The organism is Shewanella septentrionalis (assembly GCF_025370265.1).
Classification (GTDB): Bacteria; Pseudomonadota; Gammaproteobacteria; order Enterobacterales; family Shewanellaceae; genus Shewanella; species Shewanella hafniensis.
The window spans coordinates 39,115-65,516 of sequence record NZ_JAMTCC010000004.1 but is presented as its reverse complement, the minus strand read 5'-3'; the positions used below and the strand labels follow the sequence as shown (position 1 = coordinate 65,516).

The 26,402-nt window shown below is 48.9% G+C and carries 21 protein-coding genes and 2 pseudogenes; 4 read left to right on the top strand and 19 right to left on the bottom strand.

Annotation, left to right across the window (positions count from 1 at the left end; all coding sequences use genetic code 11):
* Positions 1–259: 259 nt before the first annotated feature.
* Positions 260–1,615, top strand: coding sequence for a flavohemoglobin expression-modulating QEGLA motif protein (locus NE536_RS03265; protein ID WP_106648241.1), 1,356 nt, complete (start codon positions 260–262; stop codon positions 1,613–1,615).
* Between the two features lie 86 nt (positions 1,616–1,701).
* Here NE536_RS03265 and NE536_RS03260 read toward each other — a convergent pair whose 3' ends face one another.
* The 10 genes and pseudogenes from NE536_RS03260 to NE536_RS03215 form a co-directional block, all read right to left on the bottom strand.
* Entirely contained in the window at positions 1,702–3,078 is a 1,377-nt protein-coding gene (locus NE536_RS03260; RefSeq protein WP_006079981.1) for an alanine/glycine:cation symporter family protein, read from the bottom strand.
* Positions 3,079–3,368: 290 nt separating this feature from the next.
* Positions 3,369–4,811 (bottom strand): MBL fold metallo-hydrolase RNA specificity domain-containing protein, encoded by a 1,443-nt coding sequence (locus tag NE536_RS03255; protein WP_006079980.1) that lies wholly within the window; start codon positions 4,809–4,811, stop codon positions 3,369–3,371.
* A gap of 117 nt (positions 4,812–4,928) precedes the next feature.
* Positions 4,929–5,804 (bottom strand): DUF2927 domain-containing protein, encoded by an 876-nt coding sequence (locus tag NE536_RS03250; protein WP_261271787.1) that lies wholly within the window; start codon positions 5,802–5,804, stop codon positions 4,929–4,931.
* Between the two features lie 6 nt (positions 5,805–5,810).
* Positions 5,811–7,079 carry an organoarsenical effux MFS transporter ArsJ gene (arsJ, locus tag NE536_RS03245; RefSeq protein WP_261271786.1) on the bottom strand — a complete coding sequence of 423 codons (1,269 nt, stop codon included), beginning with the start codon at positions 7,077–7,079 and terminating at the stop codon, positions 5,811–5,813.
* Positions 7,080–7,088: 9 nt separating this feature from the next.
* Positions 7,089–8,102, bottom strand: coding sequence for an ArsJ-associated glyceraldehyde-3-phosphate dehydrogenase (locus tag NE536_RS03240; protein ID WP_261271785.1), 1,014 nt, complete (start codon positions 8,100–8,102; stop codon positions 7,089–7,091).
* Positions 8,103–8,291: 189 nt separating this feature from the next.
* Positions 8,292–8,528 (bottom strand): thioredoxin family protein, encoded by a 237-nt coding sequence (locus NE536_RS03235; protein WP_055648658.1) that lies wholly within the window; start codon positions 8,526–8,528, stop codon positions 8,292–8,294.
* Between the two features lie 9 nt (positions 8,529–8,537).
* The gene (locus tag NE536_RS03230) at positions 8,538–9,533 is read right to left on the bottom strand and encodes a permease (RefSeq protein WP_261271784.1); all 996 of its coding nucleotides are present in this window, start codon (positions 9,531–9,533) and stop codon (positions 8,538–8,540) included.
* A gap of 47 nt (positions 9,534–9,580) precedes the next feature.
* A pseudogene (locus NE536_RS03225) lies at positions 9,581–10,389 on the bottom strand (arsenic resistance protein).
* 55 nt (positions 10,390–10,444) lie between these two features.
* Entirely contained in the window at positions 10,445–10,789 is a 345-nt protein-coding gene (locus NE536_RS03220) for a metalloregulator ArsR/SmtB family transcription factor (protein WP_012090298.1), read from the bottom strand.
* A 484-nt stretch (positions 10,790–11,273) separates the two neighbouring features.
* Positions 11,274–11,885, bottom strand: coding sequence for a LysE family translocator (locus NE536_RS03215; RefSeq protein WP_261271783.1), 612 nt, complete (start codon positions 11,883–11,885; stop codon positions 11,274–11,276).
* A gap of 99 nt (positions 11,886–11,984) precedes the next feature.
* Here NE536_RS03215 and NE536_RS03210 point away from each other — a divergent pair, with 99 nt between their 5' ends.
* A complete protein-coding gene (locus NE536_RS03210) occupies positions 11,985–12,851 on the top strand; it encodes a LysR family transcriptional regulator (protein ID WP_261271782.1) in 867 nt (288 codons plus the stop codon).
* Positions 12,852–12,926: 75 nt separating this feature from the next.
* Here NE536_RS03210 and NE536_RS03205 read toward each other — a convergent pair whose 3' ends face one another.
* From NE536_RS03205 to NE536_RS03185, 5 genes and pseudogenes are all read right to left on the bottom strand, one after another.
* Positions 12,927–13,814 carry a radical SAM protein gene (locus NE536_RS03205; RefSeq protein WP_261271781.1) on the bottom strand — a complete coding sequence of 296 codons (888 nt, stop codon included), beginning with the start codon at positions 13,812–13,814 and terminating at the stop codon, positions 12,927–12,929.
* 28 nt (positions 13,815–13,842) lie between these two features.
* Positions 13,843–14,169: pseudogene (locus NE536_RS03200) on the bottom strand (putative quinol monooxygenase).
* A 99-nt stretch (positions 14,170–14,268) separates the two neighbouring features.
* A complete protein-coding gene (locus NE536_RS03195) occupies positions 14,269–14,724 on the bottom strand; it encodes a GNAT family N-acetyltransferase (RefSeq protein WP_006084261.1) in 456 nt (151 codons plus the stop codon).
* Positions 14,725–14,887: 163 nt separating this feature from the next.
* On the bottom strand, positions 14,888–16,516 hold the full coding sequence (locus NE536_RS03190; RefSeq protein ID WP_063883653.1) for a DHA2 family efflux MFS transporter permease subunit: 1,629 nt from the start codon (positions 16,514–16,516) through the stop codon (positions 14,888–14,890).
* Between the two features lies 1 nt (position 16,517).
* Positions 16,518–17,576: an HlyD family secretion protein gene (locus tag NE536_RS03185; protein ID WP_006079965.1), complete on the bottom strand. Its 1,059-nt coding sequence runs from the start codon at positions 17,574–17,576 to the stop codon at positions 16,518–16,520.
* A gap of 94 nt (positions 17,577–17,670) precedes the next feature.
* Here NE536_RS03185 and NE536_RS03180 point away from each other — a divergent pair, with 94 nt between their 5' ends.
* Both NE536_RS03180 and mscL read left to right on the top strand, forming a co-directional pair.
* The gene (locus tag NE536_RS03180; RefSeq protein ID WP_261271780.1) at positions 17,671–18,615 is read left to right on the top strand and encodes a LysR family transcriptional regulator; all 945 of its coding nucleotides are present in this window, start codon (positions 17,671–17,673) and stop codon (positions 18,613–18,615) included.
* Between the two features lie 217 nt (positions 18,616–18,832).
* A complete protein-coding gene (mscL, locus tag NE536_RS03175; protein WP_006084265.1) occupies positions 18,833–19,243 on the top strand; it encodes a large-conductance mechanosensitive channel protein MscL in 411 nt (136 codons plus the stop codon).
* 92 nt (positions 19,244–19,335) lie between these two features.
* On the opposite strand, the gene NE536_RS03170 is transcribed toward mscL, so the two are convergent.
* From NE536_RS03170 to NE536_RS03155, 4 genes are all read right to left on the bottom strand, one after another.
* Entirely contained in the window at positions 19,336–19,590 is a 255-nt protein-coding gene (locus tag NE536_RS03170; RefSeq protein WP_226058288.1) for an antibiotic biosynthesis monooxygenase family protein, read from the bottom strand.
* A gap of 502 nt (positions 19,591–20,092) precedes the next feature.
* A complete protein-coding gene (locus NE536_RS03165) occupies positions 20,093–23,299 on the bottom strand; it encodes an efflux RND transporter permease subunit (RefSeq protein ID WP_261271779.1) in 3,207 nt (1,068 codons plus the stop codon).
* A gap of 30 nt (positions 23,300–23,329) precedes the next feature.
* Positions 23,330–24,637, bottom strand: a complete 1,308-nt coding sequence (locus tag NE536_RS03160) for an efflux RND transporter periplasmic adaptor subunit (protein ID WP_261271778.1) — start codon at positions 24,635–24,637, stop codon at positions 23,330–23,332.
* A 10-nt stretch (positions 24,638–24,647) separates the two neighbouring features.
* Positions 24,648–26,135, bottom strand: a complete 1,488-nt coding sequence (locus NE536_RS03155; RefSeq protein WP_261271777.1) for a TolC family protein — start codon at positions 26,133–26,135, stop codon at positions 24,648–24,650.
* Between the last annotated feature and the right edge of the window lie 267 nt (positions 26,136–26,402).

The following is a 26,402-nucleotide window of genomic DNA, read 5'->3' as shown; positions in this document are numbered from 1 at the left end:
ATTTCTAAGTCCAAAACAAAGCAGCTTTAATGCCATATCAATAAAACAATATGAAACAGATAGTTATTAATTTATATCCAATGCACACAGCGCTAAAATAGTCACAGGTGCACCAAAATGATTCACAAAACCGATAACAGTTAATTTATGTAATCGGTATATTTCCTCAGCTAGTCTGCGAATCAATATGAATAAATGAGGTTTAAGGCTATGATTAGCCACATCTCTCTCGCTGAAATTACCTGCAGGATATACGGGAATGTCTGAGTCGTTAGCCCAATATCAACAAGATCTACGCCGTTTTTCCGATGAATTAATTCGCATCCAAACGCCAATAAAAATCTTAGATGCCATCAAATGGCCGCGGGAAATGGAGGAGCGTTTTCTCTCAAATAAGGGCACTGTACTACCGGCTATCAAGCAAGAGTTCTATCAAAACATTGCCTTACCTTTTGACCCAGTCAAAACCCAAGCAGAACTCGCCTCCCTCAAACAGGATATCCATAGACGTTTAGGTAAACGGGATAAACTCGGCAAGATATTAGTAGCCAACGTCGATCAATATCGCCTTGTAGTTGATATGTTAGGAAATAGAGGTACGCCAACCTTTGGTAAATTAAGCCAAGAATTATACGGTAGTGCTAGCCATAAACTGCATGGCGATCGCCATACGCTGCGCCAGTTAGGCGATAAGCTCAGCTACATTTTCTCGCTGCCTGCGGCGAGACACATGAATAAACATCATCCTAAAATTATTAGCGCACCCGAAGCGGTCCACGTGCTTAGTCAACGTTTAGAAAAGTACTTCCATAGCGATGATATGCGCGTGCGCCTCAGTGACGGTATCGTTTCTGACGCTGCTGTGGGTGGCGATACCGTTAAGCTCAATAGCAGAGCCATGTTTAGCGAATCCGATCTCAATGTATACGAAGTTCACGAAGGTTGGGTACATGTCGGCACTACGCTTAATGGCCGAGCCCAACCCCACGCCACTTGGCTCAGTGTCGGTTCGCCGCGGGTAGCCGCGACTCAAGAGGGTTTAGCTGTTTTACTGGAAATGCTAACCCTCAGTTCAAATCCAGGGCGAGCTCGACGCATCAGCGACCGTGTCGCCGCGGTCGACATGGCGGAAAATGGCGCCGACTTTATTGAAGTATTCAATTATTTCAGAGGATTAAACCTGAGCGCGACCGACAGTTACCGCGTCACCCAAAGGGTTTTCCGTGGAGGTATGGTGGAAGGCGGCAGCTTCTTCACTAAGGATATTTCCTATGTGCGCGGTTATGTGGAAAACATTAACTTTATCCGCAGCGCTATCACCTCGGGCCTTCCCGAACTTATCCCTATGTTGTTCCTCGGTAAATTGGCGATCGAAGATATCCCAGTGTTATACCAAGCTTGCCAAGAGGGCATACTGACGACACCGAAATATTTACCGCCCATGTTCGATAACTTTAGCGGTCTTTATGCTTGGTTTGGCTTCGCCTCAGGCTTAGCAGGAATCGATTTGAAAGGCGTACAACGTCACTTCACACGCCTGTTTAAAGATGTACCTAACGTCGCTCCAGCCTTTGAGTTACTCGATGATACTGAGTTCGACAACAACTCAGATTAATACGGCAATATTATTGATTTAAATAAAAAAGCTCACAATCATGTGAGCTTCTTTTATTCTAACGTGACTCAACTTTATTCATCAGATTAAGATTGGGCTTTTGCTGCTTCATCGGCACGCTTTTTAATGAAGTATTCCCGTGTTAACCCAAAGACCACAGGGCTTAACAGTGCCAAGGCGATTAAGTTAGGAATGGCCATCATGGCGTTTAAGGTATCAGCCAATAACCAAATAAAATCTAACGAGCTAACGGCGCCTAGTGGCACGGCTATGGTCCATAGCAACCTAAAAGGTTTTACCGCTTTAATACCAAAGAGATACTGCACACATTTTTCGCTGTAGAAACTCCAGCCAATAATGGTGGTGAAGGCAAAGATAGACAAGGCGATAGCCACGATATAATTACCCAGAGGCAAGGCATGGGAGAAAGCGTATGACGTCAGCGCGGCGCCATTTTCACCCGAGGTCCAAGAACCAGAAACCACAATCGCCAAACCTGTAATCGAACAAACCACGATAGTATCGATAAAAGTGCCGAGCATAGCCACCAGCCCCTGCGCCACGGGATTATTGGTTTGTGCCGCAGCATGGGCTATCGGCGCACTACCTAAACCCGCTTCGTTGGAGAATACGCCGCGCGCCACACCAAAACGAATCGCCGCCCACACAGCTGCGCCCGCAAAACCACCTTGGGCTGCCACTGGATTAAAAGCGCTGTGAATAATTAGGGCGAATGCAGCTGGTACGTCTTGAATATGCACCACCAACACACCTAGGCCAGCAGTGATATAAAAAATCGTCATAAATGGCACTAACTTACCGGCAACTTCAGCGATACGCTTAATACCCCCCATCAATACCGCGCCGACCAGCAGCATCATCACCACGCCAGACACCCAAGCCGGAACGCCGAAGTTGCTGCTTAATGCTGCGGCGACTGAGTTGGCTTGTACTGTGTTACCAATACCAAAGCCAGCGAGTGATCCAAAAATCGCAAATAGAGTGCCCAACCAAGCCCACTTTTTGCCAAGACCATTTTTAATGTAATACATAGGGCCACCGACATGGTTACCCTGATCGTCTACTTCGCGAAATTTAACCGCCAGCACAGCCTCAGAATACTTAGTCGCCATGCCAACTAATGCGGTGCACCACATCCAGAATAACGCGCCTGGGCCACCGACAAAAATTGCCGTCGCCACACCTGCAATATTCCCCGTACCAATGGTGGCTGAAAGGGAAGTCATCAACGCATTAAACGGACTCACATCCCCTTTCACATTTTTATCTTTATCGGGAATACGGCCAGACCAGAGTAACTTAAAGCCTGTGCCTAACTTCAGAATGGGCATTAATCTCAGCCCGAGGGAAAGAAACAAACCAACGCCTAAGATCATCACCAACATAGGTGTGCCCCAGACAAAGCCATTAATCAGGCCAACAAACTCCGTAATCGCTTCCATTCAAACCTCGTGATTGCTTGTTATTGTTATAGTTTGACTGACGCCGTCGGATTAGGACTTGGCCTAACGAACACGACATATCAAGGAGCCAATCTAACAGTTGCACCTCAGATTACAACGAATAGTTAACAATTGGAAATCTAAATCATCTGCGAATTTATCTGAAATGGATTGGCACGCAGAGTCGTTGCCGAGCGGTGAGATATTGATTTGTAACATAAATAAAAAATCCCCGCATTGAGTATGCAGGGAGTCTCTCGAGCAATACGCGGCTATGTAGGATAATTAACTTAAGCTGGTTTCCACACTAACTGTGGCAGCGCGGTTAAATCTAACCTGTCGCCGTGGGTCGCTATCGCAGTGGCTTGAGGTTTAGTCTTAGGGTCTTGGTTAACCACATCGACCAATCCATGCTGCGCATCGGGTTCTCCGTGGACTAAAATCAGCGGCGGTTGGCCTTCAAAGTGGCGATACCAACGCAATAACTCAGCTTGATCCGCATGGGCAGAAAGCCCGCCCACTGTGTGTAATTTTGCCGCGACTTTGATGCTATTTCCGTGGATAGTCAGCTCCTCAACACCGTCGACCAAGGCTCGTCCCGGTGTGCCAAGGGCTTGATAACCACAGATGATCACATCGCATTCAGGACGCCATAGATTATGCTCTAAGTGGCTACGAATACGCCCACCGTTACACATGCCGCTCCCCGCTATAATGATCAATCCTTTATGCACTTCATTCAGCGCCATCGACTCTTCGGTCGTCTGGATAAATTCGACATTCGACAACAGCGGATGCTGCCCAGGATGTTGGCGGGTAAAACGTTTAAAATCCTCATCCATCAGCGGATAATTATTGACGTAGACGCGAGTCGCCTCAATTGCCATGGGGCTATCTAGACAGATTTTCCAGCGGCCGAGATCCCATTCTTTAGCATATAAATGAAAGAGATATAATAACTCCTGCGCCCGTCCAACCGAGAAAGCTGGCAGCAAGATATTGCCTTGGCTCTCGTTGACTGTCTTAGCAAAAATGTCTTTCAACTCGGCTAAGGTATCCGTCCAACTGCGGTGAAAACGGTTGCCGTAGGTGCTTTCCATTAACACTAAATCCGCCGTATCCACTAAGGTCGGATTGCGTAAAATCGGCATACCCGCACGGCCAAGATCGCCACTGAAAACGACTTTTTTCTGGGACTTGCCCTCGCCTAACCACAGCTCGACTAAGGCTGAACCTAAAATATGCCCCGCATCTGAGAGACAAATATCCACATGGGGAATGACCCGAGTTACTTGGCCGTATTCAAGCGGCACAAATTGGGTGATGGCCTGTTCGGCATCTTCAACGGTGAAGAGCGGTTCTAAGGGTTCAAGATCATGTTTAGCGCGCTTTTTATTGACCCTTTCTGTATCACGAGTCTGCAGCATAGCCGCATCTTTGAGCATGATGGCGCACAGTTCTGCCGTGGCTTTATGGGTGTAGATAGGCCCATCAAAACCCGCTTTAACTAAGAGTGGTAAACGCCCTGAATGGTCGATATGGGCATGGCTGAGCACAACAGCGGAAATAGACTCAGGGTCGAAGGCGAAGGGATCATGATTACGCAGTTCATCCGCTTTACCACCTTGGATCAAACCACAATCGAGTAATAAGTGTTCATGATCGACCGAGAGTAAATGGCATGAGCCGGTCACTTCCTCTGTCGCTCCTAAAAACTGCAGTGTCATTCGCATGGTGTCCCTCCAACGTTTTTACCTTGTATAAAGCTAGACTATGCCCTTATTACTCAAAGAAAAAGGATTAATTGGTCGCATGCGAGCAATGTCAACTTTCGCAGTAACACTCAAACATCAATAACCTAATAAAGGGTATAACTGGCCTTGACGCACGGTTTTATCGGCATGGATTAGGGTGCCATCACGCTGCCATTGTTCGAGCAAGAACAGCAATGGCGCTTTGACCTCAGCGGCCGTCATACCAGCGCGAATATTCGGGCTATAGAGCAATTTAAGCAGAATGAAATCGAGCCCTGTAAGTAAATCCTGCGGGGTTTTATCGTTAAAAATGGAGGGGAATACTTTTTCAGAATCATTGGGCAGCCCGAGCACTTGAGTAATTTCCTCAACTACGCAAGCCACTAACTTACCGTGCATTTGCGCCTGATCAACGGGAATGATCACCCATGCGCGTTCAATTTCACTCTTAGCATTAAGGGCAAACTTGGCCATACACACTGAGCCGTGGACATTTTTCGCCGAACTTGGCCCCATTAAGCGGGTAACCTCGCTCTCCCATTGGGATTGACGGGTAAACACTAAGTGCAGATTTGCATCCAAGAGCGTATCCACCAGCTGAATATCATGACCCGTAATCTCGGCTAAGTGCGCTAAGTGCATCCGTACTAATTGAGTGTGCAGCGCCCTGTCGCCCACTTGGTGTTCGACAAATACTCGTACCGGAATGCGCCACTTACGCACCCGGTGTTTCGCCACGTCATACTCATTTTTAAGGGCAATTTCGCTGAAGGCTTGGGTGATGTAAGTTAAGTTTTTCCAATCCGCGACGGGTGTTAATGCCGGAATTAACGCGGGCTGCGTTTGAGCGGCGTAAAGAGGTAAGGCTAACAAACTTAAGCACAAGCCTAAACTCATACACAGGCTGCGCCAAAAACGCCGCAGACACGCACCTTTAGAGTTATGTTTTGATGTCTTAGGCCGCTTTTGCATTAGCACTTATTCCACAGCTTGCCGAGGTAACTTAATCGAAATCATAGCAGTGATGCCGATAAAAGCAGTCGAAATCCACAAACAGGCAGCTAAACCATAGGCTTGATACACTAAGCCAGACAGCACAGTGCCGACCAAACGCCCCATAGCATTGGCCATATAGTAGAAACCCACATCCAGCGATACCGCCTCTTCACTGGCGTAACTTACAATCAAGTAACTGTGCAGCGACGAGTTCACTGCAAACAGGGCACCAAATAACATTAAGCCCAACAACAAACTGGCTTCAGGGTAAAAACTAAACTGTATCGCGCTGGCAATGAGCGCTGGCACAAAGGCCAGCAAACTGGCCCAAATTAACGCGCTGCGACCATCGGGTACAGCACCGACTGCTAAGCCTTGGTGTTCATGATTCCCTGTGATCTTAGGTGCCAAAGTTTGCACTATGCCATAGCCAATAACCCACACAGCTAAAAAGCCGCCCACCGCCCAATGATCCCAGCCAAATTTACTCGCCAGATACACAGGCAGCGCCACCACAAACCACACATCTCTGGCGGCAAACAGGAATAATCGTGCCGCCGAGAGAATGTTCACGCTGCGACTCTTAGAGAAAATCTCCGTAAATTTAGGCTTATTCTTGGCTTTACCTAGATCCTTTTTCAGCATCACTAAACTGAGTAACCATACGAGTCCGAGCATGCTCGCCATAGTGGCGATCGCCAGCTCAAACCCTAGTAACGCAAGCAAGGCGCCGCCGAGGAAAAATCCCGCACCCTTGAGGGCATTTTTAGAACCCGTTAACAAGGCAACCCACTTATAAAGCTTGCCCTGCTCGCCTTTTGGCACTAGCAGTTTGATCGCGCTTTTTGCACTCATCTTATTGAGATCTTTAGCAACTCCAGAAAGCGCCTGCGCCGCCATCACCCAAGGCACGCCGGCGAGCCACAAAGGTAAACTCGCCGCCGGCACTAATAACATGGCTAAGGCAAACACTTGCATCCCAAGACCCAAGTTCATGGTGCGATTTAACCCTAAACGCGCACCAAGATAGCCGCCCAGTAGATTGGTCACTACGCCAAAAATCTCGTAGAACAAAAACAGCATAGCGATCGCTAGCGGACTGTAGCCAAGGTCGTGAAAATGCAGCACCACTAACATCCGCAGTGCGCCATCGGTTAAGGTAAAACTCCAATAATTGAAAGTGATCAGCAAATATTGCCGCACAGCAGCGGGCAATTGCATTAGTTGATCAAAGTGCTTGGCGGCAGACATTAAGCTCTCCTAGCGCGGCAAATCAAGCTGGCCGACTAAACGGGCGAGCTCTACCGTACGGTTAGCGTAGCCCCATTCATTGTCGTACCACACATAGAGCTTAAGTTGAGTGCCATTAATCACCATGGTCGAGAGCGCATCAACAATGCTCGATCGCGGATCGGTTTTGTAATCCACCGACACCAGCGGCCGCTCTTCATAGCCTAAAATCCCCTTAAGCTCACCCTCGGCGGCGGTTTTAAGTAGCGCATTCACTTCCGCTTCGGTAACGGCGCGCTCAAGCTCGAATACACAATCCGTCAGCGAGGCATTAGCCAGTGGTACCCGCACGGCATGACCATTAAGTTTACCCTTAAGCTCTGGGAATATATGAGTAATTGCTGTCGCGCTGCCAGTGGTGGTTGGGATTAAACTCAAACCACAGGCGCGGGCGCGGCGTAAATCTTTATGCGGCGCATCAAGAATAGTTTGGGTGTTGGTAATATCATGGATAGTGGTCATAGAACCATGCCGAATGCCGATCTGCTCGTGGATCACTTTCACCACAGGCGCAAGGCAATTAGTGGTACAAGATGCAGCGGTCACTATGGGATGAATGGCAGGATCGTATAGTTGATGGTTCACGCCCATCACCACATTTAACACGCCCTCTTCTTTTACGGGAGCAGTGACAACCACCCGCTTAACACCTTGATCTAAATAGGCTTGTAATAAGGCTTTGGTTTTCATCACCCCGGAGGCTTCAATCACTACATCGCATCCCGACCAATCGGTCTCGGCAATGGCTTTATTGCGTGTGGTGCGAATGGCTTTATCTTGGATCTGGATCGCATCGGCATTCGCCGTCACGGGATAACGCCAACGGCCATGGACAGAATCAAACTCGAGTAAATGTGCCAATGTATGGGCATCGCCTGCGGGATCGTTGATCTGCACAAACTCCACCTCATCCCAGTCCCATGCCGCGCGCAGTGCTAAACGCCCCATACGGCCGAAGCCATTAATGCCGATTTTGATTGCCATGATGATATCCCAATATGTTGATTTTAAATTTATATTGTTAATTTTTAATATGTTATGAATAAGACGGACTTTTTACTTAAGTGATAACATCGCCATTGCCAACCCTAGTGGATGACAATGGCGCATCTTGTTAACGACGATTATTGCTAGGCCAAAAGCAAGTCTTGCTCAACGATAATGGCGGCTAATTTACTCCCTTAGCCATCCTTCAATTTCATCTCGGGTCGGTACTGAGCCGCTGTGGATTAACTCACCATCGATCACGACTGCGGGGGTTTTCATTACGTTAAATTTCAACAGGGTTTGCGGATCTGTGTCCTTTTTCACAATCGCATCCACGCCCATTTCTTCTGATATGTCCGCAATCATCTCGGCGGTTTTACTACATTTAGCGCAACCACTACCTAATACTTTGACTTGTTTCATGTTATTTCCTTAAAGATACGGTGCTGCAAAATTAAAAATCCAACCTACTAACGTAAATGCCGTCAATAGCACAACCAACAGCAGCGCCAACAGGCGCCACTGCATCACTTGTTTCAGTAAAATAAACTCGGGGAAACTGGCAGCCACTGTGCTCATACAAAACGCCAGCGTTGTACCAATAGGCAGGCCGTTCGCCAGCAAACTTTCCATCACAGGAATAATGCCAGTCGCATTGGAATACAGGGGAATGCCGACTAATACGGCCGCAGGCACAGACCACCATTGGCCTTGGCCTAAATGGGTTTCAACCCAACCCTCAGGCACAAAACCGTGCAAGGCAGCGCCAAGACCCACGCCGATAATGACCCACTTCCAGACGCGGCCAAAAATCTCAACCGCCTCAGCTTTAGCAAATTCATGACGTTCAGATAAAGATAAGACCCGCTCAGTGGTAGAAACCTCATTCGATGCCGCCATCTGGCGTCCACGAACGAGGGCTTCGGCGGCGAAGGACTGCAACCAACGCTCGGCCTTAATCGCATCTAACAATAGTCCGCCGAGCATACCCACTGTCATGCCCACAGCCACATATAGCAAGGTAAATTTCCAGCCGAGTAAACTGATGAGCAGCAGCACGGCGACCTCGTTGATCAAAGGAGAAGTGATCAAGAAGGCCATAGTGATCCCAAGGGGGATCCCGGCCGAGGTAAAACCTAAAAAGACAGGGATACTCGAGCAAGAACAAAAAGGCGTAATGGCGCCAAAAATCGACCCCAGTAAATAACCTACCCCCTTATTCTTATCCGCTAAATAATCTCGAACTCGCTCAACATCTAAAGAAGCCCGCAGCAAGGCGATGAAATAAATCATCACCACCAGCAATACGAAAATTTTACTGACATCTTCAACAAAAAAATGCACAGCTCCGCCCAAGGCCGAACCCGCCTCTAGGCCAAACACGCCGTACACTAGCCAAGTCGCAAAATCAGTAAATATTTGGAACATATTGATCCTTAATGAAATATCGACTTACATCATGCTATTACTTAAGATTAAAACCAGTGCCGCGTACGATTAGCAAAATACACCAGCGACAACATCACAGGCACTTCAACCAACACCCCAACCACAGTCGCTAAGGCAGCTCCAGAGTGCAGACCAAATAATGAAATGGCTACGGCGACCGCCAGCTCAAAAAAGTTTGAAGAACCTATCATGCTCGCAGGTGCGGCACAGCACTCGCATCATGGCGAGCCTCTAGTCGCTTGCGAGTCGCGACACCCGCAATCAAAGGCAATAACACATAAAGTACAACGGAAAGTAGTAGGGTTTCCCACGGCACTTGGATATCACGCACACCTAACAATAATGCAGAGAGTGGCGCGAATAGAAACACCATAATGATATCGTTTACAGAGACTTGCACTAACGTGTAATTAGGATCACCTTTAGTCAATTGGCTCCACACAAACACCATAGCAGTACAAGGAGCTACTCCAAGCAGTATCATTCCCGCGATATATTCACTGGCAGTTTGAGGGTCAACTAAATCGACAAATACTAACTTGAAAAATAACCAGCCTAACAATGCCATAGTAAAAGGTTTGACTAACCAGTTGATGATGAGTGTTACCACCAGTCCTTTCGGTGCCTTACCGACATTTTTCACTGCGGAAAAATCAATTTGCACCATCATGGGATAAATCATGATCCAGATAAACAGGGCTATCACTAAGTTAACATGAGCAAATTCTAGCGCAGCAACGGCCGCAAATACGCTAGGTGCAACATTCCCTAATACAACTCCAGCAAGAATACTCAGCCCTACCCAAACACTTAAATAACGCTCAAAAATTCCCATAACTGCCTCAAATAACTCTTATCCTAATAGAAAATATCACACACCTATTTTCAACTTAGCAGCAAGCCTTAAGGCGATCGGGTCGACCGCCCATCTGACAAAGATTACGCACGTTCTCCTGCAAAAAGCTGTCGTTATCATCACAGGTTTGGCCAAGCACCTGCTGGCACCAAGGCGCGATCTCAGCATTGATCCGATAAAACACCCATTGACCTTGGCGTCTATCGACCAACAACCCAGCCTTTTTCAACTGAGCCAAGTGGCGCGAGACCTTAGGCTGACTCTCAGACAGCGCAGCCATCAGCTCACACACACATAATTCACCTTCACGCTGGATTAGCAGTAGGCATTTAAGCCGAGTCTCATCGGCAAGTGCCTTAAAAAATGCGACAGGTTGCATCGAGTGCTCCCAAAATGATCAGATTACATATGGAATAAAGCATATATGAAAAAACATATATGTTAAGTGATTTTTTGCAGTATTTAGATGGAGAGGACCGATTGAGCAGATCTTGAAGTGAAACTTTGTAGCCTGATAAAAAATTGGAGATATCACTTATAGTGCTTGGAGCAACAGCACTCTTATCTCAATCCCCCCTCCTTTTTAGCCCCACTGTTTCGCTAGCCCTTATTTTGCCGTCCATTGGTTGGCTAGGTTTTTTCCTTAACCTTTCCATTAACCTTGAGATAGCCAGCACAGTGGCATGAATTGGCTCAACATTCTGAGCAATCCATAATAGACATGTGATGCTGGCTTAAGGGAACCCTAACGAATATATCTTCCTCCACTGAGGCCATTCGAATTAACTGTGAGTTTAAGTCAACTTTAGACCGAGTTAAAAACTGGACTAAAACCTATCACCTCAGGGGGGAAGAAATCAGCTTCAAGCGTTAGTTGATAATATAGCACCAAAGGTTATAAGACCCACACCACAGGCCTGATTAATCCTATGACCAAAACGTTTCAATACTCGAGTGGCTTTGGCTGATGTCACTAAATATGCAACGATGCAGAACCAGATCCCGTGTAACACTGCGATATAAACACCATAGCTGATGACGAATCCTAAGCCGTCACTATGGGATGAAATCAGCTGGCTAAATACACTTAAAAAGAAAATCATCGTTTTAGGATTCAGTACATTACATAAAAATCCTTGCATAATGTACTTTCGATTTTCTACCGGTTTAACAAGCTGAGTCCCATAATCTAAGGTGAGCTTGGCAGTCAATAAACCTGTGATCCCAAGATAGATTAAATACGCTGCTCCCACATATTTCACTAGGCTAAATAATCCGGCATTGTTGGCAATTAACTGACTGATCCCAATGATTGAATAGCTAATATGGACACAAACTCCCGCGCCAATTCCAAGGGCCGTCAACATCCCCGCTTTTCTGCCATACATGGCACTATTTTTAAAGACCAACACAAAATCGGCACCTGGGCTAACCACAATCAGCAGCCCAAATATCACAATACTCAATAACTCCATTTCCGCTCCTAAGGGTTTATTAGCAAGCGGTAATTGTATCGAGTCGCTGGTAAGTTATAATCGAAAAGAAGGCACTAAAACCGTGAGAAAAAGTCACATATGAGACATTTAAAAGCATTCTATGTATTTCACATTACGGCCGAGTCCTCGAGTTACAGCCAGGCCGCAGAGAAATTGCATATCACTCACGGCGCGGTCAGTAAGCAAATAAAACTCTTGGAAAACCACTTATCGCAAATATTGTTTTATAAGCAAGGCCGAGGGATGTGTCTCACTCAAGAAGGAGAATTGCTCAAGCGCTACACAGATATAGCCTTTAACACCTTAGATAGTGGGGTAAAGCAGCTGACTCGGGAGAGCCATCATTATCTTGAGGTCTCCTGTGAACCCACACTCACCATGCGCTGGTTAATGCCGCGGCTAGCTAGTTTTTTCCAACTAACAGGCATAGACGTTCGGTTATCGACGGCTGGCGGGCCAGTCAAACTGGCAGAATCCGGATTATCTTTAGCCATTCGGCGAGACGATTTTCATATCCCCCCTGAATACAGCAAGCACAATTTAGTTAATGAGTGGGTTGGACCGGTGTTTTCGCCTGAATATTGGCGGCAAATTCAGCAAAACTGGGACGATATTGTCCTGCTGCATAGCGACTCTCGGCCCTCTGCATGGTCGGATTGGTCACAGCGTTCGGGGCACAACTTCTCAACCAACAAGTCGAAATCCTTCGAACATTTCTATTTCTGCCTGCAGGCAGCGGTTGATGGACTCGGAGGCGCCATAGGCTCGTATCCCCTGATTGTTGACGACCTAACAAGCGGCAGGCTCATCGCGCCATTTGGCTTTATCCCATCAGGGCATCATTATGTGTTGTTGAGTCATACGGAAAGGCTTGGCAACAATGAATTGGCGTTCTTCAACTGGTTAGAAGAGGCCCTCTCCTTATGCCAACCCGAAACCACCTAAGCCACGAAGCCCGAATAAAATGAGCTTACAATTCCGAGTGGAAGCTTAACGACTCATCACTCACGCATGACACAATCAGAGTCCGCGCTGCCATTCTTGCCTTAAGGGAATGCTTCGCGGCGCATTGATGGCGAGTGCAACCTGTGCCAGCAATTTGGCCTTGTCCTTACCTAATACTCCTTTTAGCACAAGGTAATTAGAGGCATGATCGGATCTAAATATCGTTTGCTCTAATTCCAAATGATCCAATAAGGTGTGCATTTCTTGGAACAAGCCCATTTGATCCGGCAACTGAAATTGCCCGCCAAATACCGCGTCCATTCGCTCCGTGCCTAGCGGTAAAGTGACTACCAATGTGGATAAATAATCGGGCTGGGCGGCATTCATTAACTTGGCCGAATTAACCGCATGTTGATGGGATAGCGCGACACCGCCTAAACCATTAAGGATCATCACAGATGACTTCATCCCCGCCGCGCGGATTTTAAGCAGTGCCGCTAAGGATGATTCGAAGGTTTCGCCCTTTTGGATTTTGGCGAGCACTTCGTCATCACCACTTTCGCAACCCACATAGAGTAAAGACAACCCGAGTTCGCGCAGACGTGCGAGTTGCTCTGGGGTTTTATTATTCAGATTGCGCGGCAAACAATAACTGCTGATGCGAGTCACCTGCGGCAAGTGGCGGCTGATCAGCTCACAAATCGCTTCGAGGCGCGCAAAGGGCAAACTCATGGCATCGCCATCGGCCAAAAATACCCGAGAAACGGGGGCGCCAGACTGCGCAACGGCCAAAATATCCTGCTCAACCTTGTCGAGCTTTTGTGCCCGAAAGGCTTTTTGCGGCTGAGTATACATGTCGCAAAAGCTGCACTGGTTCCAACTGCAACCATTAGTCACTTGCAGTATCAATGACTTCCATTCGGATGGCGGTCTAAATACTGGCTCGATATAGTTAATCAACACTGCAAGCTCCTAATGATTGGTCTCACGGTTAAACAATGATTTGGTGATAGGTTTCCACATGGAACGACTCAACCAATTCGGGCATCACTTGGTGGAAATAATGTTGAATGGCGTCTTTAGCACAGTGCTCATCGAAGGCGGCAATATCGACAAACTTTTCTACAAACGTCACACGGCGTGGTTCATCACGGCTCACATTGAGCTCGTAACGAATACAACCCGCTTCGCGGCGGGTATCAGGAATAAGGCTCGCGAGCGCCGCGATCAACGCTTCGGTTTTGCCCTATTTAGCCAGAAAACTCGCCACGCAGGCAATTTGTTGTTGATTGATTTTATAGTCCGTAGAAGTCGACATCTCGGTTCCTTATTGGCTTAATGTTAAATGCTTATGTGCCTAGCTTTTGTTGATCGCTTATGCTGATAATTGATGTAGATAACTCATATTGATAGCCGCTTATGCTGAATGGTAGCGCATATCTAAATGGGGAATACCATCTTCTAAATACATCTCAGAGCAGGCGACAAAGCCAAGCTTTTGATAAAAGGCTTTAAGGTAATCTTGGGCGCCAATTTGGATCCCCGCATCGGGCCAAGTCGTCAATGCCGATTCGATGGCGTGCTGCATTAAAGGCATAGCTAGCCCTTTGCCTCGACCCGCTGGTGATACCACCACGCGGCCGATACTCGCCTCTGGATAACTCAGCCCCGGCGGTAAAATACGCGCGTAGGCAAGCAGTTCTCCGTCTGGCGATAAGCCAATTAAATGCTGGGTTTCTGGGTGCCTATCCTTATCGTCAAGCTCAGGATAAGCACAGGCCTGCTCGACCACAAACACATCGACTCTTAACTTCAATATGTCGTATAGGGTATTGGCATTTAATTGATTAAATGTAAGATTTTGCCACTGCAAACGATTATCCCTCTGCAAATCATCGAAAAAGAGCTTTGAGTCTACCACAGCATAAAGACCATAAAAAAGCGCCTTAATCCGCGAGGACTAAGGCGCAAAACTGTTGCGCAAACCAATAGTTCTGGGGAAATCTATGGCAACAACAGGATAACGAAAAACGTTATTACTCAACCATGGCATCGTGGGCCACAGGCCCAGTCGGTTTACGGATCAACAGCACGGCAAATACAGCGATGAGTAGCAGAGCACCCATGATGTAAAACACATCGTTATAGGCCTGAATATAGGCTTGCTGACTCATGGTTTTGCCCAGCAAAGCTTTCGCCTGCGCGGCGGCGGTATAGGGATCTGAACCTCCCGCCTGCAACATGCTTGCGCTTTGGGCTAAATAGTCCTGCGCTTGCGTGCTCACTGCGGGTAAGGATTCCTTAATATGAGCCAAATGTCCGCGCGCCAGCGTGTCTGATAGGGTCGCGACCAGCGCAATACCAAAGGCGCCGCCTAAGTTACGCATTACGTTTAATACCGTCGACGCCGAGGCATTTTCATGGGGTTTCAAATGCATGGTCGCAAGCATACCAATAGGCACCAGAATAAACGGCTGACCTAAGGCCCGCACCACTTGCGAGGCGATCATCTGCGGTCCGGCGTAATCTGCGGTCATCTGGCTATTCATGTAATAGCTAATGGCGAACATTAAAAAACCAAAGGCGGCGAGATAACGACTATCGAAGCGCTCCATTAATTTTGGCACTAAGGGCAAGACTAATAGCTGCGGAAATCCCATCCACATAATCACGCCACCAATCTCTAACGGTGTGTAATCATGGACTTGCGATAGATAAAGCGGGATCAAATAAATCGCGCCGAATAGTGCCATCCCCAGTAAAAAGTACGCAACTGTTGAGAGCACAAAATCACGCTTACCGAGCAGGCGCAAATTCACTAACGGTTCTTTACGCCTTAACTGGATCCAAACAAACAACACCAGATTGACTACGGCAATAATGGCCAGATTACGAATGAGTTCCGAGCCAAACCAGTCCTTGCGGTTACCTTCTTCCAGCACCACTTCAAGGCAACCCATACCCAACGCCATAGTGACTATACCCGCCAGATCGACATTCTTCAGCTTATCCCAAACGACCGACTGTTTTTCTAAACCGTAGGCCAACATCGCCATCACCAACAAGCCCGGTGGCACGTTGATATAAAACAGATAATGCCAGCTAAATTGCTCGGTCAACCAACCGCCTAAGGTCGGGCCGATTGAAGGCGCAAAGGTCGCCGTCACGCCAAATAACGCCATGCCGACGGCACGCTTGTTATCGGGTAAAAACTCAAGGATAAGCCTAAAGGCCAGCGGAATCAGCGCACCGCCAAAGAAGCCCTGTAGCGCCCGAAAGGCGATCATGGCCTCTAAGTTCCACGCCATAGAACAAAGTACGGAAGCAAAGATAAAAGCAGCCGTGGTCCATAACAGATAACGCCTGACCGACAATCCAGTGCTAAGCCAACCAGAGAGCGGAATAGCGATCATCTCGGCAACCAGATACGCGGTTGAAATCCAGCTGCCTTCTTCGAGCGTTGCCCCAAGACTGCCTTGAATCTCCTTCATCGATGCATTGGTGATTTGAATATCGAGGATCGCCATAAAGGCGCCGATCAACCCACCAAATACGGCGATCCATGAGCGGCGACTGCCACGCTCATAATCGCTAGGCTTGTTAGGTGCACTGATGCCCTGCGCCTCCATACCAGCAGACGCAGTGATAGAGCCAGTTGCGCTCATACTAACGACCTGTATTTGCAGCGATTGCCGATGTAGCTGGACCCGACGCCGTATCCACTTTCACGACCGCACTTAAGCCCGGTAGCATGTGTGCTTCTTCCTCAGACAAATCTAAGCGAATACGCACGGGAATACGTTGGACGATTTTAGTGAAGTTACCTGTAGCATTTTCCGCCGGCAGTAAACTGAATTTGGCTCCGGACGCCGGTGACAGACTATCGATAACACCTATAAAGGTTTTGTCGGGAAACGCATCGAGACTGACCTGCACCGACTGTCCTGGTTGCATGTGTTGGATCTGGGTCTCTTTAAAGTTCGCCGTGATCCACACTGCCCCATCCGGAACCAAACTGTAGAGTGCTTGGCCGGGTTGCACGTACTGCCCCACCATAGCGCCACGTTTACCAATCACCCCAGAAAAAGGTGCGGTCACACGGGTATCATTTAATTGAATTTTCGCCAATTCTAAGGTCGCATCGGCCTGTTCTACCACAGAACCTGCCTGATCTAATTGGGCATTAAAAACCGCTAACTCGCGTTGCTTTGCCACTAACACGGCTTTGGCTTCATCGAGGCGGGCGGCGGCAGAATCGAATCCCGCTTGCAGTTGATCGACATCATCTTGAGAGCTGTAATTACTGACTTTAAGCTTTTTCGAGCGGCTCAATTGTTGCTGTGCACGTATTTTATCTGACTCAGCCGCCACAACACCGGCACTGGCTTGGGTGATTAACGCCCGTTGTAACTCCACCTTAGCGGCTAAGGTTTGCAAGTCCGCCTTCGAACTTGCCAGTGAGGCTTCGGCTTGACTCACTTTGGCGCTAAATTGGTTATCTTCGAGCTGAGCTAATAACTCTCCCTTTTGCACATGCTGGTTATCGGTCACATCGCTTAACACGACGTAGCCGGGCACTTTAACGCTGATATGGGAAATATCGGCCTCAACATAAGCGTTATCAGTGGTTTCGATAAAACGTACCTGTGTCCACCAGTAATAACCGCCTCCCGCAACCGCAGCGAGTAACAGTGGAACGGCGATAATGAGTTTACTTTTGGACATGAATGACTCCTTGATTAGTGATATCTAGTGTACTACTGTCTCACTAAGTTTATTAGCCAGTAAAAAATCAACCCACTGTTTCACAGGTGTAACAATGATGGATCTCAATCGCGTGCAAATTTTCGCTCAAGTGGTCGAACAAGGCAGCTTTACTGGCGCCGCCAAAGCCCTTGGGATCACTAAGGCAACCGTCAGTCGCAAGATAGCCGAACTCGAAGCCGATACTGGCACACAACTGTTATTTCGCACCACCAGAGCCCTAAAACTCACCGAAGCAGGATCAAGTTATTACAACAGGATCAATAAGATCCTCAGCGATCTGCAGAGCGCCGAAAATCAGCTCAGCGCCCAGCAGCAATTGATCAAAGGCAATCTAAAAATTGTCTGCCCAATTGAATTAGGCCAATTGTTTTTAGGGCCGATTTTCGCTCAGTTTTTAACGCTTTACCCCGATATCACCATAGAGGCTGAACTCACCAATCGTAAGGTCGATGTCATAGAAGAAGGTATCGATCTGTTATTTCAAATTGCCGATTCTGGCGACACTCGCTTGCAAAGCTATGCCTTAGTCAACGCCCATAAATCGTTAATGGCAAGCCCTGCTTATTTGGCCGAGCACGGCACCCCAAAAGTGCCACAGGATTTAGCCAAACATAAAGCGATCCGCTTACAGTCGGCGCATATTGAAGGAGCATGGAAGTTATTCGATGGCAAAACTTGGATTGTCGCCGAGCCCATGACTCAACTGACAGTAAACAATGTCACTTTAGCCCGCGAGGCCGCCATTGCGGGGCTTGGGATCACAGCGGTGCCCTCCATCATTGCCCAAGTAGCATTAGAAAAAGGCTACTTAATCCCGCTGCTTGATGACTATCCTATGGTCCAAACTAAGGTCGTGCTCAGTTATCCACAGCGTGCCTACTTACCCCGAAAATACCGCGTCTTTATCGAGTTCATCTATTCCGCATTATTTAAACGTTGGGGATCGCAAGTATTGGAAGTGCCCGATTTTATCGGCCAAGCCGATCAGGGCGAATAAACAAAATCGAACAAATAAAACGATCAAAACAGTAACAACTATAACTTTGTAAAGCTTAAATCGCAGCCATAGGGATAAATCCGCTATGTCATAATTGCCTTAATCCTTAAGCCTCTATAAGCTTGGCAAGGTAACAGGCAGCAAAAGACCTTAGGTTTTCCTGATACAGTTTGCATAATAAAATTTAACATTTAATCTCAATTTTGGAGGAAACCTAATGAGCTTAATTAAAGAGTTCAAGGCTTTTGCGTCCCGTGGCAATGTGATCGACATGGCCGTTGGTATCATCATAGGTGCCGCATTCGGCAAGATAGTCTCGTCCTTCGTGGCCGATATCATAATGCCACCGATTGGTATCATTTTAGGCGGAGTGAATTTTAGTGATTTGAGCATAGTGCTGCAGGCAGCTCAAGGCGATGCACCTTCTGTCGTCATTGCTTATGGTAAATTCATTCAAACCATTATCGACTTTACGATTATCGCCTTCGCTATTTTTATGGGCGTCAAAGCAATCAATCGCTTAAAGCGCAAAGAAGAAGTCGCGCCTAAAGCCCCCGCTGCACCGACTAAAGATCAAGAACTGCTGTCTGAGATCCGCGATCTACTGAAAGCTCAGCAAGAAAAATAAGCCTAATCTAAAGCGCAGATCATAAAAAACCCATCGAACTCGATGGGTTTTGTTTTTATATCGGCGATGTTTCACATCAAGCAGATAAGCGATTACTCAGCTTCAATGTGCACAGTTTCACTGTAATCTTGCACCACTTCAGCCACTCGAATGCGATAAGAGTTAAACAAACACGGCACTATGCCCGTTTGCTCAGCAATGCTGTGGGCCATCTGATTGCGCCATTGGGTGATAGAAGCTTGGTCTTCCCAAAACGACAGGCTCAGCACTTTGCCATCGTCGGTTAAACTCTGAAAACGTTCGATCGAAATTAATCCCTTACGACCAAGATACCCAAACAACCTCAAGATGCAGGATTCAGCGGGAATTTAACGCACTTTAGGCAAGGCGGCTATTTGCAGACCTAGTGGGCTAAGTTAAAAATAGTCAACACAGCATAAAGTGCGTTAAAACCCGCCGGGACGGAGCACCCAGGGCACTCCACTTCTGTGTTGCATCAATTCAAAAGGTAGCCGACATTCTGTCATTGATGCGCCTTGAATTGGAGCACCCTGGACGCTCTGAAACTCGTATCTAGAGATTATTTGGGTATCAATATTGGCGCATCTCAGCCGCCACGTGCAGATACTCTTCCTTCCCTTCTTGTGTCGGGATGACTTCAAAAATTACAGCGATCATAACGCTCTCCAGAAATTAACGTCCTTAAATGTCGACTTTAAGATTAGCCCAACCAGGGCGCGATAGCTCGCTGATTTTTAGACTTTTAGTCAATCTGATAATTCTGTCTACAATGTGGGCAATAACCCGAAATATAACAAGTTATTGCCCACGATAACGGCTTATCTGAGGTTAATCGAGTTCATCGATGTGCTTGTCGCCGCGATATAACCAGCGATATAAGGTCGGCAACACTAGCAAGGTCAGCGCCGTCGAGCTAAACAAGCCGCCGATAATCACCACTGCCAGCGGCTTTTGGATCTCACTGCCAACCCCCGATGACAATAGGATCGGGATCAAGCCTAAGGCCGAGGTCAATGCCGTCATCAACACGGGGCGCAAACGCCCCACAGTGCCCTCATAAACACAATCATAGAGTGCTTCGCCGCTTTGCCTGCGCTGATTAATCGAATCCACCAGCACCACACCGTTGAGCACAGCCACGCCAAATAAGGTGATAAAACCAATTGAGCTAGGCACTGACAAATAAGTGCCACTGACATACAGGGCCACTATGCCGCCAATCAAGGCTAAGGGCACGTTCGCCATGATGAGTAACACTTGCTTGAATGACCCAAAGGAGAAGTACAACAGCAAAGCAATCAAGGCGATAGAAATTGGCACCACTAGCATCAGCTTTTGCTGCGCTCGCTGCTGATTCTCATACTGGCCGCCAATGATCACTGTATATCCTGCGGGTAAATCAGCCTGTGGCACTAAAGCATAAATGTCTTTCACCACAGAGCCCATATCACGCCCCGCCACGTTGGCCTGCACTACCACTCGGCGCTGCACGTCGTCACGGCGAATATTTGGCGGCGCCATTTCCACTTCGACGCTGGCGACTTCGCCTAAGCGCACAGTGGCGCCATTCGTGCCGCTGAGTAATAAGTCCTTAATGGCATCCGGACTAGTGCGAAACTCGGCCGCGAGACGCACATTGATGTCGTATCTGGCGTTGCCGTCGATCACTTGACCTGCACTCGCGCCGCCAATGCCTTGGCTGACAAGGCTCATCACTTGATCGACACTAATCCCGTAGCGCGCCAATAACTCGCGCTTTGGCCGCACAACCAATTGCGCTTCTCCACTCACTTGCTCTAATGACACATCGACGGCACCGGGGATTTTCGCGACAAGATCGGTGAGCGCTTGGCCTCTCTCCGATAACACGGCTAAATCTGGGCCGAAAATTTTGATCGCTAACTGGGCTTTTACCCCCGAGAGTAATTCATCTACCCGAGTTGCGATCGGCTGCGAGAAAGTCAGCAAGAGTCCGGGGAACACACTGAGTTTTTCCTCCATCAGGCGTTGCAGCGCTAAGCGCGAGCTTGCCGATTGCCATTCAGATATTGGCTTAAGTCCAATATAAACCTCGATATTACTCACAGGCTCAGGATCGCCGCCAAGCTCAGGCGCACCAATGCGGCTCAGGGCATATTCCACCTCGGGAAACTCCAGCAAGATAGCTTCAAGCTTGGGCGCGACCGCCAAAGACGTGCCCAAACTCGCGGTTGGTGCCAGCGTGACCCTGAGGTTAATCGTACCTTCCTCCAGCTCAGGCACAAATTCGGTACCCAGCCTTGGTAGCAATAAGAGGCTCAAAGCAAACATCAATAAGGCACTGAGCATCACTACCTTTGGCCTAGCAAGCGTTGCCGTCAGTAGCTTGCGATAAGCCGCATCCAGCGGCGCTAAGACCACGCTTTGTTTGAGTACCACACCCCGCTTAAACAGATACACAGCAAGGGCTGGCACGGCAATCAAGGCCACCAGCAGCGCCGATATCATTGCCAGAATGATACTGACCGCCATCGGCTGGAACAGCTTGCCTTCAACGCCTTCGAGGGCAAACAAGGGTGCAAATACCACTATGATGATCGCCGTCGCAAAGAAGATTGGGCTACACACCTCTTTGGCCGCGAGCATGATGCGCACAGCCATATTGGCCTGCTGACCACCGTCCTCATCACTATGATATGGGTCTGCCTCACCATCGGCGCGCGTTCTCGCCTCCAGCAAATGTCGACGATCGGGCTGAGTTAAGTGTTTGAAAATATTCTCCACCATCACCACGGAACCATCGACTAACATACCAATCGCCACCGCTAAACCGCCCAGCGACATCAGGTTTGCCGACAATCCATAGTAGGACATCACCATGAGCGCGAGCCCGATAGACACAGGAATAGACAAGAGCACCAGCAAGGTCGCACGGATATTGACGAGGAACAGCGCCAAAATCACTACGATAAACACAAAGGCCATTAACAGCGCATCGCGCACTGTCGTCACGGCCTTATCGACCAGTTCGGCTTGATCGTAAAACACTTCAAAAGACACGCCATCGGGCAAGGCCTGCTCGATAAGACTCACCCGCGCGCCGATATCATCGATAGTCGCTTTGGTGTTGGCGCCCATGCGTTTAAGCACGACCCCCGCCACCACTTCGCCGAGGTTTTGTACTTTGCCAGCCTCATCGCGGCGCGTCATAGTCACAGCGCCAACACGGATTTCACTGCCAAAATTCACCTGAGCGATATCGCCCACCCGCACGGGCGTGCCTTTATCCTCCGTAAGCGGGATCTGTGCGATCGCCGCTAAGCCTTGTTCTCCTGCGGGCAACATGCCGTAGCCGCGTACCACAAGTTGCTCTTGGCCTTGGTCCATAAACCAACCGCCAGCGTTGCGGTTATTGCTCTCTAATGCCTCGGTGACTTGCGCCATCGACAAGCCATAGGCGCGCAATTTATTCGGGTCGACCTGTACCTGGTATTGGCGCACATCACCACCAAAGGACAAGACTTCCGTCACGCCGCCGACGGGCATCATGATGAGTTTTACAAGGTAATCATTCAAACTGCGCAGCTCGGCGGCATCGATACCTGAGCTAGGTTCGGCGCGCAGAATGTACTGATAAATCTGTCCTAATCCCGAAGTATTCGGGCCGATCTCGGGCACACCGACGCCGCTTGGGATCATCTCCCGCGCCGCTTGCAACTGCTCAAACACTTGCTGACGGGCGAAGTAAATATCCGTCCCTTCGGCAAATACCACAGTCACAATCGACAAGCCGGTACGCGACAAGGAACGTACCTCTGTCACCGCCGGCAAGGCGTACATGGCCGATTCCACCGGATAACTAATGAGCTTTTCCACCTCTTCTGCGGCTAACCCTTCGGCCGCAGTATTGATAGTCACTTGCACGTTAGTCACATCGGGAAAGGCATCGAGATTCAATTTAGGCAGCATCACCACGCTTGCCATTATCATGGCGAGCAAGGCCAACACCACTAACAGCCGATTTCTAATCGCGGCTTCGATCACTTTTTGCAACATAGAAAATTCCTCAAGCGTTCAGTGGCGACATTAATGGTTATGGATATCAAAGCCTGCTTTCGCCTGCTCGGACGCCAAGAAGAACGCGCCAGCCACCACGACCTTGAGCTTTGCCTGCTGGGCTTTTTCAAGCTCAGGTCCACGTACTAGACTCAAGCCGCGCTGACGCTGCACCACTTCTACCTCAATGGACTCGAAGCCATCCTCATCTTGAATAAAAATCTGCCAGTCGCCATCGCCGCCACGGGTCAGCGCCGCATCGGGCAGCACGATTCCACCTGCCTTATCAGCAGAGTTGGCGACAGTATTGGCAAAGTAGAGTTCGGCAAATTGCCCCGCATGCAGCACATGATCAGGATTGTACATACTCACCAGCACTTGCTCGGTGCGAGTCACGCTATCGAGTTCATGGGAGCGACCTATGATCTTGCCCGCCAGTGTTTTATCCCCCACTTGCACTAAGGCCGCACTGCCGACAGTGATATGCGCGGTTTGGGTGGGCGTTAACTGCGCCTCAACCCACAGATAGGACTCATCGGTCAGCTGCATTAACGGCGTGCCCGCACTAAATACTTGGCCTAACATGGCGATATCTTGCTGCACTCGTCCGTCAATCGGCGCTAAAAGTTGATAACTGCCGATGGCTTCGGGCGTCGATTCCAGAGCGCGAATTTGCGCGGGCGTCATCTTAATCGCCTCTAAAATTGCCCGTTTAAGTTCGGCATCCACCTGAGCCTGCATCCGCCGACTAACGCTAACCGCACCTTCACTCATGCGCTTAACTCGGCTCCATTCAGCAGCAGCATTGATGTAGTCCGCCTGTGCCTGCGCAACGGCTGAGCCACCCAAGGTAAGTAAAGGCTCACCTTTTTTGACTTCTTGCCCCGGCACCACATGGCGCGCCAACACACGCACATCGAGCTGCGGCGCAAGGGTCGCGGTGCGATCGCGATCCACCACTAAGGTCGCCGTCGCCCTGATATCCAGATTCAAATTGGCGATATTCAAGCTATCGCTCGACAGGGGTAACAAGCTAATGCCCGCCAATGCTTGCTGCACTTGGGTCAATTTCAGGGCCTGTGCACCGTGTTCATCCGCTTGCTCAGTTTGAGTAGCTGAACCGTGATCGTCCCCTGCCCATGAAGGTTGGGCGGTGAAAAGCACAGCAGAGCCGAGCACACATAATGCGAGGGCGAGTGTCGACAGCGTGAACTGCCGCTTTGCAGGTACTGTGATTTCAGGTGCAGTGATTTGAGACGCAATGATGTCAGGCGCAGCAGTTTCTGACATTACAACTGGATAAGACTCGATAGCGTTAAAGTGGTTATGTGAATTCATTTGGGTTACCTCATTGGTTTACTGTGCGCGCGGCGGCATTTGGCATGTGTGAAGGTGCTTGGCTGATCTGTTCAGCCGTACCATTCAAAAAGGGCATAAGCTGACCGCTTTCGCCCATCCACGTTAACCAGCTCTGATAAATGGCCGTTTCTAGATTCAAGCCCACCAAATAACTGGCGGCCAACTGACGGCGACTCTGCAAGTACTCGCTGGTACTCACATCGCCCGCTTGCCATTGTTGGCTTAAGGATTTAGCGGCTTTGGCACCGGACACTTGTACTAACTCGCGCCAGTCTTGGTAACGCTCAAGTAAACGCGGTAACGCGTAGAGGACGTGTTTCTGCTTGGCGGTAAGTACTCGCTCACGGGCAAGATAGCCTTGCTCGGCGATCGCGATACCCTTATCGGCCACTGCTTGTAACTCACTGTAGTTATTGCGAACTTGCAGAGGAATCGATACACCGACCCCGAGCTTATTGTCCGTGCCCTCCTTTTCTGCGCCTAGGCTAATGGTCGGGTCCGCTGACGTATCAGCCTTGACTTGCATGGCATTGACTCGCGCCAACAGCACTTGTTGGTAAGCGCTCGCCAGTGCTGGCAAAGTTGATTTGTAGGTGCTCAACTCGGGCGCTGGCGCTTGCTTAGCCTGAGCCACGAAGACATGGATCTCCTTGATGAACTCACTAAAGGCGAGATTATTATCCCCAAGCAACTCAATCACTTTGCCGTCAGCCACTAAAGCTACCTGCTCGGCTAAGGCATAATCGGCGGTATTGGTTGCTAATTCGAGTTGCATCAATTGCAACTCAACGTTAGACAAATCCCCCGCCGCCAACCGCTGCTTGGCAATGCCGAGCTGCGCCTTAGTAAACCTGAGTTGCTGCTCGACAAAGGTCAGCGCTTTACGACTTTGTGCCTGTTCTGCCAACGCCAGTAAGCGTTCGGCCAACATTTGGTTACGCTCTAAACCTATGTCAGCGAACAGGATTTGGGCTTCAAGCTCGGCACGTTTTGTCGCCACGCCGCGCTTATCTCCCCAATCTAATGTTTGACTCAGGCCTAAGCTGTAGGAATCTGTGTCGGCATTTTGATAGTTAAGCCCAAGCTCAGGGTTATACACGGCGCGATCCGCCGCCTGAATGGCAAGCTCTGCTTGCTGCTGCCGTGTAAGCTGCGCCTGCACTTCAGGTAACTGATTGAACTGTGTGAGTAACGCGGGCAACCATTGGCCAAAGGCGACATATGGCGTGTCGGTTTCTTTGGCGGGTAAGCCCAGGGATTGAGCTTTAAATACCTCGGCTTCAGGGGCTTTGGTTTCAAGCGCATTGGTTTCCAAGGGATTGGTTTCAAGGGCTTTGGTTTCAAGGAAGACTTCAAGAGTGTCATTTTCTGCCGCGAGGGCAAAGGCTAGCAATCCGGCAGCCAATACTAATCCGCAGCTCAGCAAGCCCGATCGAAACAGGCAAGCCAAGGTACGGGCGAGAGTCGTTTTGTTCATCGCAAATCCTAACAATATCGAATGTGGATCGGCTGACTTTTGCGCCCAATGTAAGACAGCTAGATTTGAGCTTCATTTGAAATAGCTCAATACAAAGCAATCCTATCGTTCTGAGCATGGCAAATAAGCGCCGATCGAATCATCCCGCCAAGCAATACATAGCTAACACTATGCGTAACTTAAGCTATGCATAACCAACACATCGCATGGCTAAAAGGCCGATGCCTGGCACAACAACTCACGCTGCTGAGCATCAGTTAAATCGCA